The organism is Methylobacterium nodulans ORS 2060, from assembly GCF_000022085.1.
Classification (GTDB): domain Bacteria; phylum Pseudomonadota; class Alphaproteobacteria; order Rhizobiales; family Beijerinckiaceae; genus Methylobacterium; species Methylobacterium nodulans.
This window is the reverse complement of the sequence record NC_011894.1, coordinates 3,850,816-3,864,021: the sequence shown is the minus strand read 5'-3', so window position 1 is coordinate 3,864,021 and position 13,206 is coordinate 3,850,816. Positions and strand designations below refer to the sequence as shown.

Genomic DNA, 13,206 nt, shown 5'->3' with positions numbered 1-13,206 from the left:
TCAGATCCCCAGATAGGCCCGCCGGACATGGTCGTTGGCGAGCAGCGCCTTGGCGGCGTCCCGCAGCACGATCTCGCCGTTCTCCAGGACATAGCCGCGATCGGCGACCTGGAGCGTGTGGAAGACGTTCTGCTCCACGATCAGCACGGTGACGCCGGTGCGGACGATCCGGTCGACCACCGCGAAGACCTGCGACACGACGATCGGCGCGAGGCCCAGCGACGGCTCGTCGAACATCAGGAGCTTCGGCCGGGCCATCATGCCGCGCGCGATGGCGACCATCTGCTGCTCGCCGCCCGAGAGGGAGCCGGCATTCTGGTCGAGGCGCTCGCGCACGCGGGGGAAGAGGTCCAGCACCTCCTCGAGCGTCTGCGCCTGCCGCGCCCGCGCCGCGCGCCGATAGGCGCCCATCAGCAGGTTCTCGCGCACCGTCATCTCGGGGAAGAGCTGGCGGCCCTCCGGGATGAGGGTCACGCCCCGCTCCACCATCTCGTGGCCGGAGAGCCGCGTGACGTCCTCCCCCTCGAAGGTAATGCGGCCGGCGGTCGGCGTCAGCAGGCCCGCGATCGTCCGGAGCGTCGTGGTCTTGCCGGCGCCGTTGGCGCCGATGATGGTGACGACCTCCCCGGCCCCGACCTCCATCGAGACGTCGTGCAGGATGGTGGTGGCGCCGTAACCCGCATGGACGCCCTCAAGCGTGAGCATGGGCGAACTCCTTGCCCAGATAGGCCTCGATCACGGTCGGGTCGCGCACCACCTCCTGCGGCCGGCCCTCGGCGATGATCCGCCCGGAATTGAGCACGATCACCCGGTCGGAGAGCGCCATCACCGCCTGCATGACATGCTCGATGGCGATGATGCTGACGCCGGTGTCGCGGATCGACAGCATGAGGTCGATCGCGCGACGGACATCCGTCTGGTTGATCCCGGCCATTACCTCGTCGAGCAGCAGCACGCGCGGCTGCATCGCCATCACCCGCGCCACCTCCAGCCGCTTGAACCCGCCGATGGTCAGGCCGCGGGCCTCGACGTCGAGCCAGGGGCCGAGGCCCATCCGGTGGGCGGTCTCGCGCGCCACCTCCCGGGCCTCGCGCAGGTCCGCATGCCGGTGGAAGGCCCCCACCATGATGTTCTCCTCGACCGTCATCGCCGCGAAGGGCTGGACGATCTGGAAGGTCCGGCCGACGCCGATCGCCGCGAAATCCGCCGGCGTGACCGGGCTGTGCCAGCTGCCGTCCGGGGCCCGCACGGCGACCCGGCCCGCATCGGGCCTGAGGAAGCCCGAGAGCATGTTGAACACGGTGGTCTTGCCGGCGCCGTTCGGGCCGATCAGGCCGAGGATCTCGCCTTCCCGTAAGCTGAAGCCGACGTCGTTCGTCACGTGCAGGCCGCCGAAATGCTTCTGCAGGCCCTCGACCCGCAGGATCTCGGGGCCGATCGGCGGGCGCGGCCCGGAGGCGGGCGCGGCCGGGACGGCGGCGGCCTGTGCGCCGCGGTCGCTCGGCCGGCCGCGGGTGAAGCGGGCGACGAGCCCCATCAGCCCGTTCGGCATGAACAGGACGACGAGCATCAGCACGATGCCGTAGACGAAGCCGTGCAGCCCGAGCGCCTTGGCGCCGAGCCAACCGCGGGCGAGCTCGGTGATCGGCACCAGCAGCACGGCGCCCATGAGCGGGCCGAACACCGTGCCGATCCCGCCGATCAGCGCGAACATGGCGATCTGGATCGAGAGCGTCAGCGAGAACATCGCGGCCGGCTCGATGAAGGTCAGGTACATCGCGTGGAAGGTGCCGACCATCGCGGTGAGCGCACCCGACACCGAGACCGCGATCAGGCGCACCCGCACGGTGTCGACGCCGGCCGCCTGCGCGGCGGAGGCGCGCTCGCGCGTCGCCACGAGATAGTAGCCGAGCCGGCGCCAGCGCACGAACCAGGCGACCCCTAAGGTGACGAGGAGCATGCCGAACGCGATCGCGAGTTGCGGCAGGCGCTCGCGAAACACCATCCACTCCCAGCCGAGCTTGAGCGGGATCATCAGCCCGGTCGCGCCGCCCGTGATCTCGCGGAAGTGCAGCGCCAGGACGCGGAACACCTCCAGGAAGGCGATGGTGGCGAGCGAGAAGAACGGACCGCGCAGGCGGAAGCACGGATAACTGATCGCCACCGCCACCAGCACCGACAGGGCCGCCCCGGCGAACATCCCGAGCCACGGGCTGATGCCCATCCCCATCAGGATGACGCCGCAATAGGCCCCGATGCCGTAGAAGATGCCGTGGCCGAGCGAGAGCTGGCCGGTGAAGCCGCCGACGATGTTCCACGCGGTCGAGAGCGCCGCGAAGACGCAGATCGTGATGAAGACGTGGTAGACGAAGGCGTTGTCGAGCGCGACCGGCACCCCGACGAGCGCCGCCAGGACGAGGCCGAGGGCGAGGGCCGGCATCCGCGGGACTTTGAGCGCCGCGGGGGCGAGGGGGGCTTGCGTCATCGAGGAGAGCGTCTTCATGGCGACACGTGCGCGAGCTTGAGCTGCGACCCGAACAGGCCGGACGGTCTCAGGATCAGGATCAGCAGGAAGACGCCGAACACCGCGATCTCTCGCATGTCCGAGCCCACATAGAACCCCGCGATGCTGTCGATCAGCCCGATCAGCAGCGCGCCCGCGAAGGCGCCGCCGATGGAGCCGAGGCCCCCGAGCACCACCACCACGAAGGCGGTGAGGACGAAGTAGGTGCCGCTGTTGGGCGAGGTCGGGTAGAGCGGGGCGACCAGGACGGCGGCAACCCCCACGCAGGCCGCGCCGATGCCGAAGGTGAGGGCATAGATGCGCTTGACGTCGATGCCCATGAGCTCGGCCGCCGCCCGGTTCTGGGCCACGGCGCGGATCGCGCGGCCGGTCTGGGTGCGGGACAGAAGGAGCTGGAGCCCGAGCACCAGGGCGATGGAGGCGGCCAGGATCACGACCTGGCCGAGCAGCACCCGGACCGGACCGATCTCGATGGGCAGGCGCAGGCCATGCGGGGGCGTGTTGGCGATGTCCGCCCCGAAGGCCAGGAGGGCGAGGTTGATGAGCGCCGTCGACAGGCCGACCGTCGCGAAGATCTGGATGTGGTCGTCGCCGGCGGCCATGAGCGGCTGGATCAGGAGCCGCTGGGTCAGGGCGCCGAGGACGAACAGGACCGGCACCACTGCGATCACCGCCACGAACGGATGCAGGCCGAGGCCGGTCGTGACCAGATAGGTCCCGTACATTCCGACCATCAGGAACTCGCCATGGGCGAAGTTCACGACCTTGACGATGCCGAAGATGAGCGTCAGCCCGACGCTCACGATGGCGAAGAGGCCGCCGAGCATCAGCCCGTTGGCGAGCACCTGCAGGAGGATGTCCATTCGCACCTCGCGAGAGGAAGGGGCGAGAGCATTTTCCGACGAAGTGGATCCCAGTTCGTCACAGAAAATGCGGCACAATCAAAAACCTGGAGCAGGATCCGTTCCACCGTGAACGGATCCTGCTCGAGGGAGCGGCCGCTCCCTCGCCGGGAAGCGTGGCTACTTGCGCAGCTGCATGGGCGACACGGCGGCCTCGTCCGGATAGACGGTGACGAGCTTGCCGTTCTGCCACTGCATGCCCATCATGGCGGCCCGTTCGTTCTGGTTATTGGCGCCGAACTTGATGCCGTAGCCGACTGCCGTCACGCCCGGCTTGACGTCGATCTCCTTCATCGCCTTGGTGATCGTGTCCGGCGTGAAGCCCTTCGTCTTGTTGAGCGCCTCCAGGATGACCTTCGCCCCGACATAGTTGTTGAGAGAATGGCCGGAGCGCGGGCTGGCGTTGTACTTCTTCTTGTAGGTCTCGACGAAGCCCTCGATGCCCGGCGTGTACTTGGTGTTCACGAGGAACTGGGTGAAGTCGGTGTCGAGCACGCCCTCAATGACAGAGTGACCGACCGCGTCGGCGGTCGGCTGCATGGAGTAGCCGCCGCCCCCGCCGATGATCGCGCCCGGCTTGAAGCCGGCCTCGTTCGCCTGCTGCAGGAACAGGACGGAGTCGTTCTGGTAGGAGGTCTGCAGCACGATATCGACGCCGCGCCGCTTGAGGTCGAGGACGAGCGAGGACATGTCGACCGTCGCGGCCGGATAGGGCTGCACGGTGACCACGTTCAGCTTGGCCGCCGCCGCGAACTTCTTCTGATGCCCGGCGACCGAGGTGCCGTAGCTCGAATCCTCGTGGATGATGCCGATCTTCAGGTCTTCCGGCTTCTTGCCGAGGCCGCCCGCGACCTTGGTGACGATCATCTCGACCGCGAGCTTGCCCATGTCCTCGGCGGTCGGATTGGTGCGGTAGAGGAACTTGAGGCCGCGGCCCGTGACCTCGTCGGCGACGGCGCCGAGTTCGAAATACGGCACGCCGGAGAGCTCCGCCACCTGGCTCGCCGCGATGGAGCGGGCCGACGAATAGGTGCCGAAGATCGCCGCCACCCGCTCGAGCGCGATCAGGCGGCGCGCCTCGCCAATGGCCTGGTTGTTGTCCACCGCATCGCCGCGGACGAGCACCACCTTCTCGCCCTGGACGCCGCCGGCCGCGTTGATCTCGTCGACCGCGATCTCGAGCCCGCGCGCGCTCTCCTCGCCGAGCAGCGCGAGCTGGCCGCTGAACGGGTAGAGCGCACCGAACTTCACCTCGGCCTGCGCCGCATTGGCCGCGAGTCCGAACAATGCGGCCAGGACGGCGCGCGTGACGACAGACTGTCCCATGATTCCTCCCCTCATCGCTCGCGGGCTGTGACCGCCCGTCCCGAAAATCGGCCGTTCCGTTCGCGCATCACGCCGGAGTGTCCGAGCGGCGCGGGCCCTCCCCTCTCCCGGGCGGGAGAGGGGTTCCCCGCACTTGTCTCGTCTCCCGGCCACCGCACGCCGCGTTCAGTACGCGAGCGCGTCCTTCCCCTCGAAGCTGGTGATCGGCGGATAGGCCCGCTGGTCGGTCACGACGTCGATCACCGTCACGCTGTCCGCCGCCAGCGCGTCGCGCAGCGCCCCCGAGAGCTCGCCCGGCCGCTCAATCCTGACGCCCGTGCAGCCGCAGGCCCGCGCGATCGCCGCGTGGTCGACGGCCTCGAAGTGGCAGACATCCGTGAAGTTGCCGAACAGCGAGAGCTCGGCGTGCTTCTGATAGCCGAGAATCTGGTTGTTCAGCACGATGAGCACGACCGGGAGCCGCATGCGCCGCGCCGTCTCGAGCTCGGACCAGACATGCCCGAAGCCGCCATCGCCGGTGACGCAGATCACCGGCGCGTCCGGGCGGGCCGTCTTGGCGCCAAGCGCGAAGGGCAGGCCCCAGCCGAGCCCCGCGATGCCGCGCGGCGTCAGGAAGCGCTGCCCGGGCTTGCGGGCGGTGAGGAAGTTCGCGATCCAGATCGAGGCGTAGCTCGCATCCGCGACCATGATCGTCTCGGGCGTGACGACGGCGTCGATCTCCGCCATGATCCGCTCGGGCCGGACCGGCACCGCCTCCATGTCGACGAGGCGGCGCATGTCCTCGGCGTGACGCGCCCGGGCATCGGCGATCTGCGCCTCCAGGGCCGCCCGGCGATCCTGCGAGCCGGGTAGGCCGGTTGCGCGCAGCGCCTCGGTCAGCGCCGCGAGCGTGAGCTTGGCGTCACCGGCGAGCCGCAGAGCCTCGTAGTTCCGCCCGATCTCGCCCCCGTCCACGTCGATGTGCACGTAGCGGGCCTCGCGCGGGTAGAGGGACCAGCTGTCGGTGCCGTTCTGGTTCGCCCGGTTGCCGACGAGGAGCACCACATCGGCCCCCGTGACGACCTCCCGCAGGTGGGAGGAGCGGCTGCGGGGCGCCATGAAGTACCCGACGACGCCGAGCGAGAGCGGGTTCGTCTCGTCGACCGCGCCCTTGCCCATCACGGTGGTGCCGACGGGCAGGCCGAGGGCCTGGAGCGCCGCGAGTTCCGCGCTGGCGCCCGAGGAATGGACGCCGCCGCCCGCGATCACGACCGGCCGCTGCGCGGCCGCGATCAGGGAGGCCGCCTCCGCGATGCGGGCGGGATCCGCGACCGTGCGGTCGAGCGGGTAGGCGCCGAGGCTCGCCGCGCGCCGCGGCGCGACCGCATCGATCTCCGCCCGCTCGTCCAGGATGTCGAGGGGCACGAGCAGCACCGCGGGCCCGGGCCGGCCGGTGCTCGCCGCCGTGAAGGCCATGTCCACGTAATCGTCGATCCGGCTCGGGTCGCCGATGCGGCGCACCCACTTCGCCACGCCCGAGAAGAGCGCGACATGATCGAGTTCCTGGAAGGCGTTCTTGTCGGTGAAGCGGCGGTTGACGTCCTGCACGATGGCGACCACCGGGATCGACGCCTTGAGCGCCTCAGCCAGGCCGGGGACGAGCAGCGTCGCGGCCGGGCCGTTCTGCGCCGCCACCACGCCGACCCGGCCGGAGATGCGGGCGAAGGCATCCGCCATCGCCGCGCCGGCATTCTCCGTGCGATAGCCGATCTGCCGGATGCCGTAATGCGGGGCGGCCAGGAACAGGGCCGAGGGGATGCTCTGGCCGAAGACCTCCCGCACGCCGTGACGCTGCAGGGCAGCGGCGAGCGCGTCGGCACCGGTCATGTTGCCTCCCGCGTCCGGAGAGGCGGATCTCGCCGCGATAGTCATGCTCGTGTCCTTTCCCGAGACGCTGCGCCGTGGTCGCTTTCACCTAAGGACGATCGTCCGCATCGCCGTCATGCCGCCCCTCCCGCCGTGGCCGGGATGAGCATCACCTTGACGGCCGTGCGGCTGCGCGCGAGTTCGAACGCCTCCACCGCCCGGGCGAGCGGCTGCCGATGGGTGATGAGGACCGCCAGGGTATCCGCGTGCTGCGCAAGCAGCCGGATCGCCTCGTCGAGGGCCCGGGCCGTCGTGTCGTGGGCGGCGCGCAGCTGCTTCTTGCTGCGCACGAAATGCGTGAGGTCGAGGGCGAGGGGGGCGGAATGGATGCCGGCGACCACCATGACGCCGCCGGAGCGCAGGACCGCGAGGCCATCCGAGACGGAGCGCGCCACGCCCGTCGCCTCGATGACCCGGTCGGCCGGGCCGCCGAAAACCCGGCGGGTCGCCTGCTCCAGGCTCTCCTCGCGCAGGTCGACGCATTGCGCGATGCCCATCCGGCGCGCCGTCGCGAGGCGCACACCATCATCGAGGCCCGCGAGAAGGACTCTGGCGCCGCGGCCCTGCGCGATCCAGGCGATGCCGAGGCCGATCGGGCCCGGGCCGAGCACCACGACGCGCTCGCCCGGCTGCACCTCGGCCACGTCGACCGCGTTCACGGCAACCGCGAGCGGCTCGGCCAGGGCTGCAACGTCGAGGGGAAGTCCCGCCGGCAGGGGGCGGCAGTTGCGGGCCGGGACCGTCACCGTCTCGGCGAAGCCGCCGTCGCAGTGCAGCCCGATGATGGCGCGGTTCTGGCAATGCTGCGGCTCGCCGGACCGGCAGGCCTCGCAGGCGCCGCACGCGACCGTCGGCCAACAGGTGACGGAATCGCCGGCCGCGAGGCCCGTGACGCCCTCCCCGACCTCGCGCACGACCCCGGAGAATTCATGGCCCAGCGTCACCGGCATGGCCATCGCCATGAACTCGTAGCCGGGCGTCCATTCGTAGGCGTGGAGATCGCTGCCGCAGATCCCTGCCGCCGCGACGTCGATCGTCACGAAGCCGGGCGCGGGACGGCCCGGCCGATCGATCTCCATGAGATCGGCCCCGAACGCAGTCGCCGATTTGCGCAGCGCGAACATGATCCTCCCGGATTGCGATGGTGCTGACCGTCGCCGCCTGCCCTGCTATGAGGCAGGCTCGTAATTTGTTATAACAAATTTCGACCGAGACAGGGCCGCATGTCAAGCCGTTCCGCGCCGCAGAATCAGCCCGAAACCGAACCGACCGACTGGGTGCGCCCGCTCGTTCGCGAGAATCTCGGCGAGCGCGCCTATGCGGAGCTGCGCTCGGCCCTGATGCGGGGTCAGCTGCGCCCGGCCGAACGCCTGCGGCTGCGGCCGATGTCGGCCCGCTTCGGCATCAGCGCGACGCCCATGCGGGAGGCGCTGCTCCGGCTCGTCTCCGAGAAGGCGCTCGCGCTCGATGCGCGCGGGACCGTCATCGTCCCGATGCTGACGCTCTCCGAGCTTCTCGAGATCCGGGCGATCCGGATCGACCTCGAGGGCCGGGCGGCCGCGACCGCGGCAAGGATCGCGTCAGCAGACGAGATCGACGGGCTCGCGGCCATTCACGAGGCCATCACCGCCTGTCACCAGACGCAGGCCTTCGCCAGGGCGGTGAACCTGAACACCGAGTTCCATCTCGCCCTCTGCCGCCTGGGACGCCTGCCCGTCCTCTACGAGATCGTCGAGATGCTCTGGGTCCGCTGCGGGCCGATCCTGTCCCATCTCTACGATGGTGGCTTGCCGGATTGGGAGCCACACCCGCATCGCCGCGTGATCGACGCCTTGCGGCGCAGGGATCCCGAGGAGGCACGGGACGCCGTCCGCGAGGATATCGAACGGGGCGGCCAGGGTCTGCTGGTCCACGTCCAGGCCGCGGCGGAGACCTCCTGAGCGGGCGCAGTCTCCCTGTCCCGGACGACTGAAACGAAGTGGAAGGAGATCCGGGAACCAGCACAAGGATGTGCCGCAAAGCGGCTCAATACGACGGACCGGCGCTGACAAGCGGTCGCTGCGCGACTTCCTTTGCTGGGTCCCGGGTCGCATTCCGCTGACGCTGCATGCGCCCGGGACAGGGGGGAGGGTTTGTCACACGGTCGGCTGGTCCGGCGGCGGCATGGCGAAGCGATCGGGAGAACGCCGTCCGTCGCGATCCGGCCGCCGGCTTCCGGCGGGTTTCCGCCCGCCAGCCCGAGCGCTGCAGGTCAGGTCAGCACAGCCGTGCCTCCACGGCCGCCGCGATCTCCAGGAGCCTCCGGTCCTGGCCGTGACGGGCGAGCAGCATGAGGCCGACCGGGAGCGCCTGCCCCGGGAGCGGGAGGGAGACGCCGGTCAGGTCGAACAGATTGCCGACCATGGTGTTGCGCAGCATCAGCAGGTTGGTGCGCGTGAAGGCCTCGTCCTCGGCCATGGCGGCGATCGGCACGGCGGGGATCGCGGTGGCCGGAAGCGCCAGCAGGTCGATCCCGGCCAGGCGGTCGTCGCAGGCACGGATCAGCTCGGCGCGCGCCCGCATCATGCGGATGTAGGTTCCGGCCGTCACGGTGCGGCCGCGTGAGATGCGCGCATGAACGCGCGGATCGAACGCGGCCTCCTCGGCATCGATCCAATCGGCGTGGATCTCGGCGGCCTCGACGGAAGCCACCGGAGCGGCTGCCGTCGCCTCCGCCATGCGGGCGAGCAGATCGTCGAGGGCGATGTCGGAAATGCGCACGCTCTCCGTGCCGAGCCGGCCGAGCGCGGCCTCGAAGGCCTGCGCCACCATCGGATCGGTTTCGGTGAAGAGGAGCCCGCGCGGCACGCCGACGCGCAGATCGCGCAAGGCCACCGGACGCAGCGGACCGAACTCCTCGCCGGACAGAACCGTGTCGGCGTCCGCGCAGGCCTGAACGGACCGCGCGAGCGGGCCGATCGAGTCGAGGGAGGGCGAGAGCGGAAAGGCACCCGCGAGCGGCACGCGCCGCGCCGTCGGCTTGAAGCCGACGACCCCGTTCAGTGCCGCAGGGATTCGGATCGATCCTCCCGTATCGGTGCCGATGGCGATGTCGCTGGTGCCGAGCGCCACCGAGACGCCGGCCCCCGAGGAGGAGCCGCCCGGTATGCGGGTCGGATCCGCGGCATTGCCGGGCGTGCCCCAATGGGGATTGAGCCCGAGGCCCGAGAAGGCGAATTCCGACATGTTGGTCTTGCCGATGATGACCGCGCCGGCCCGCCGCAGGCGCGCCACCACGGGGGCATCCTGCGCGGCCGGGACCGCCTTGCGCCGGATCGCCGAGCCCGCCGTGGTGGGCTCGCCCGCAACGTCGAACAGGTCCTTGATCGACACGATGACGCCGTCGAGCGGCCCGAGGGAGATTCCGACCCGGCGGCGGGCATCGGCGGCGTCGGCCGCTGCGCGAGCGGCCTCCGGATAGAGCGTCGTGAAGACGTGGCGGCTGGCAGGTTCCTCGGTCGCCGAGAGGCGGCGCTCGAGGTCGTCACGGATGGAAGTCATGCAGGTATTTCCAGATGCAGGAAGCGACAGTCGCTTGCGGTTACCAAACACAGGCGTCCGCCTCACGGAATCATTATGCTTTTCGGACTTTTTCCAACCCGGGGAGGCGTCGTGACGAGGCGGGATCCTGCCCTACCCGGCCGCATGATGTCTCCTGACCAGTTAGCCCGGCCTTGGCCGGATGAGGAGCCCTGAAGCGCGAAAAGGCCAGGCCTCCCCGGTCAGGAGCGCCAAGCCCCGCAGATCCGGGCCTCGCTGCAACGTGCGATCGCGCGCCTGTGCGATAGGAGTGGTGCGAGCATGACCACCAACGCCCCACCCTTCGATCCTCTCAACCCCGTATCGTTAACCGAGCCTTAAAGCCTTCCCGCGCTCGTTCGGCTGGAGCGCGGCCGCTTCCGGACGGCCACGGCCAGGCTGCCGATCTGGCGGAGCGATGGATGCTGGACTCCGTGCGGATTCCCCTGAAGGTTCTGAATGCCGCACAGCTGGCCGGCGTCGCGGCCGTCGTGGTCGCACTCGCTTGGCTCGCCTTCACGCTCGCGTCCGCCCCCGACCGGGACGCCGCGATCCGTCGCGCGGAGCTCGTGCTGTCGCGCGCCTACGCGGATGCGATCGACCACGATCTGAACCAGATCGAGGCCGATGCCCGCATGCTGGCGCTCCTGCTGAGATCCGCGGGCTCCGGCCCGGCCGCGTCCGACGGGCTTGGCATCATGCGGGACTTTCTCCGCCTGAAACCCGCCTACCGGGAGGCCGCCCTCGTCGCGGCCGACGGCACCGTGACGATCGCGAGCAATCCGCGGCGGCGCACGACCGGCCTCGGCCAGCAGATCGCGCTGCTGCGGATACGGCGCGCCCAGATCGCCGTGGTGACGGGTCCCGGCGAGGGGGACACGGACAGACCGTTCGACCTCCTGGTCTCGCTCGGCGTGCCGGGACAGTCGGACTGCCTCGTGCTGGGTGTCGGCCCGGCCTTTTTCAGCGACATCGCGGATCGCGTTCGCCGGTCCTTCGACGGCGACGGCGGGAGCGCCACCTTTTCGGTCAGGGGCGCCGACGGCCGGCTCCTCGGCGGGCCCGCGACGCCCCATGGCGAGGGGATGTCGAGCCCGACGCGCGCCGGCCCAAGCCTGGCGAGCCCGGGCTGGGCGGTCACGGCCCGGCTCGCCCCCGATGCCATCCCGCCCCCGCGCCGTGCCCCCCCTGCCCTGGCGCTGGGCTTCGCGCTCGTGCTCGGCGCTGCCGGGCTCGGCTACGTCCTGGCCCACCGCACCGCACGGCTGCTGGCGCAGCTCGCGGCGCCGTCCGGCGGGCCGGCCGAGGCCGGCTCGCGCATTCGGGAATGTGACGACCTCGCCCGCGCGCTCCTCGACCGGGCGCGCAGCACGGCCTGCATGCTCGCCGGGGCGGAGATGGGCCTCGACCGCATCCAGGGCCGGCTGACCTCGTTCGAGGCGATGTCCGGCTGGACCTGCTGGGAGATCGATCCGGGCACGCAACGGGTGGTGTGGGCGGACCGGGTGGGCCTGCCCGCCGCGGGACCGGTCGACCTGACGGCGGACATGGCGGCCCTGAAGGAGCGGATCGAGGCTGCGGACCGCGCGCTCCTCGACCGCGCGCTCGAATCGGCCGCCAGGACGGACGGGCTTCACGACGTCGTGCTGCGCCTCCGCGCCACCCCGCCGGGGACCGGGAGCCGGGTTCTCGTGCGTGTCCTGCGCCGCCCCGCCTCCTGCGAGGGGGGATGGCGTCTGCACGTCCTCAGCCGCGCGCTGCGCGGGCAGGACGAGGAAGGGGCGGTCCCGCTGAAGGCCGACCGGCGGCGCAACCCTGTCCTGCGCCGCGTCACGGACGGCATCGTTCATGACATCAACGACATCCTGACAGTGATTCTGGCCAGCCTCGGCACGCTGAAGCGCCGCAATCAGCTCGAAGGGGAGCTGGCGCGCTTCGTCGACACGGCGCTGGCCGGCGCCCTGCGGGGCCGGGCGCTGACCCGGAGCATGCTGACCTTCGTGCGAAGCGAGGACGAAACGACGGCCGAGTGCGACCTCTCGGTGGTGATCGCGTCCTTCGTCCCCTTCCTGCAGGCGAACGTGCTGCACAACACGCCGGTGGTCGACCGTCTGCCGCCGCACCTGCCGAAACTGCTCTGCAGCGAGCGGACCGTCGAGGTCATTCTGCTCAACATCGCCCTGCATCTTCGGGATCTCGGCCTTCAGGGTCTCGCGATCGCCGCGACCGAGGAAGAGGCCGATGGCGACGAGGGCCTCGGCCTCGCGCCGGGGCCCTACCTGCGTCTCCTGGTCGCGAGCGGCCGGCCGGCGCCCGGATCTCCGCCCCGCACTCGCGGGCCCACCACCCTCGCGATGGTCGCGCCGCTCGTGCGCCGGCTCCGCGGCGGCTGGCGCCTCCGCGACGACGGTAGCGGCGAGGCGGCGTTCCTCGCGGAGATCTGGCTGCCCGCCCTCGCGCGGCAAGCCGCCATCGCAGCCGCCCCGTCGAGCGGGCGCGCGCCGCTGCGTGTCCTTCTTGTCGAGAGCGACAGCCTGGTGCGGATGAGCGTCGCCGACGCGCTGGCCGATCTCGGGCATGGCGTGGTCCAGGCGGCATCCGCCGATCATGCCCTGCGGCTCCTCGGGGAGCAGGCGGATTTCGACGTGATGATCGTCGATCAGTCGATGCCGGTGATGAGCGGCCTGCAGCTGGCCGCCGCCGTGGTCCGGCAGCACCCGCGGATCCGGATCGTCCTGGCCAGCCCGCGCGGCCAGCTACCCGGTGCCGCGCGCCCGTTCCTGCACCTCGAGAAGCCGTTCCGCCCCGAGGATCTGGCCGCCGTGCTGCAACGTGCCGAGGCCCGCGCCGCGGCCTGACAGCCCGCCGGTTTCGGGGAACGGCGGCAAGCGGCGGCTCTCGTGGCGTTCCCGCGTCCCGCTGAGGGCTTGTTAACCCTCAGGCTCGATAAATCGGTGCATCGGCAACCGGGTTTGTGGAGGCCGCTTTGCG

At 70.6% G+C, this 13,206-nt stretch carries 9 protein-coding genes; 2 read left to right on the top strand and 7 right to left on the bottom strand.

The annotated features are described in order from the left end of the window. The 6 genes from MNOD_RS17775 to MNOD_RS17750 all read right to left on the bottom strand — a co-directional run bounded on the left by MNOD_RS17775 (nt 1) and on the right by MNOD_RS17750 (nt 7,781). Nucleotides 1–705, bottom strand: a complete 705-nt coding sequence (locus MNOD_RS17775) for an ABC transporter ATP-binding protein (protein ID WP_015930313.1) — start codon at nt 703–705, stop codon at nt 1–3. Continuing rightward, a complete protein-coding gene (locus MNOD_RS17770; protein ID WP_157091491.1) occupies nt 692–2,485 on the bottom strand; it encodes a branched-chain amino acid ABC transporter ATP-binding protein/permease in 1,794 nt (597 codons plus the stop codon). Before MNOD_RS17770 ends, MNOD_RS17775 begins: the two co-directional genes overlap by 14 nt. 14 nt (nt 2,486–2,499) lie before the next feature. Beyond that, nucleotides 2,500–3,387 (bottom strand): branched-chain amino acid ABC transporter permease, encoded by an 888-nt coding sequence (locus MNOD_RS17765; protein WP_015930311.1) that lies wholly within the window; start codon nt 3,385–3,387, stop codon nt 2,500–2,502. 159 nt (nt 3,388–3,546) lie between these two features. Then, a complete protein-coding gene (locus MNOD_RS17760; protein ID WP_015930310.1) occupies nt 3,547–4,752 on the bottom strand; it encodes an ABC transporter substrate-binding protein in 1,206 nt (401 codons plus the stop codon). A 165-nt stretch (nt 4,753–4,917) separates the two neighbouring features. Further along, nucleotides 4,918–6,663 carry an acetolactate synthase catalytic subunit gene (locus MNOD_RS17755; protein WP_015930309.1) on the bottom strand — a complete coding sequence of 582 codons (1,746 nt, stop codon included), beginning with the start codon at nt 6,661–6,663 and terminating at the stop codon, nt 4,918–4,920. Nucleotides 6,664–6,731: 68 nt separating this feature from the next. Then, nucleotides 6,732–7,781, bottom strand: a complete 1,050-nt coding sequence (locus MNOD_RS17750; RefSeq protein WP_015930308.1) for a zinc-dependent alcohol dehydrogenase — start codon at nt 7,779–7,781, stop codon at nt 6,732–6,734. 99 nt (nt 7,782–7,880) lie between these two features. On the opposite strand from MNOD_RS17750, the gene MNOD_RS17745 reads away from it, so the two are divergent. Further along, nucleotides 7,881–8,597 carry a GntR family transcriptional regulator gene (locus tag MNOD_RS17745; protein ID WP_015930307.1) on the top strand — a complete coding sequence of 239 codons (717 nt, stop codon included), beginning with the start codon at nt 7,881–7,883 and terminating at the stop codon, nt 8,595–8,597. Between the two features lie 316 nt (nt 8,598–8,913). Here the strand turns inward: MNOD_RS17745 and MNOD_RS17740 are convergent, their stop codons facing one another. After that, nucleotides 8,914–10,197 carry an amidase gene (locus MNOD_RS17740; RefSeq protein WP_015930306.1) on the bottom strand — a complete coding sequence of 428 codons (1,284 nt, stop codon included), beginning with the start codon at nt 10,195–10,197 and terminating at the stop codon, nt 8,914–8,916. 440 nt (nt 10,198–10,637) lie between these two features. Between MNOD_RS17740 and MNOD_RS17735 the strand changes: the two genes are divergently transcribed. Continuing rightward, on the top strand, nt 10,638–13,073 hold the full coding sequence (locus MNOD_RS17735; RefSeq protein WP_015930305.1) for a response regulator: 2,436 nt from the start codon (nt 10,638–10,640) through the stop codon (nt 13,071–13,073). The last annotated feature ends 133 nt before the right edge of the window (nt 13,074–13,206 follow it).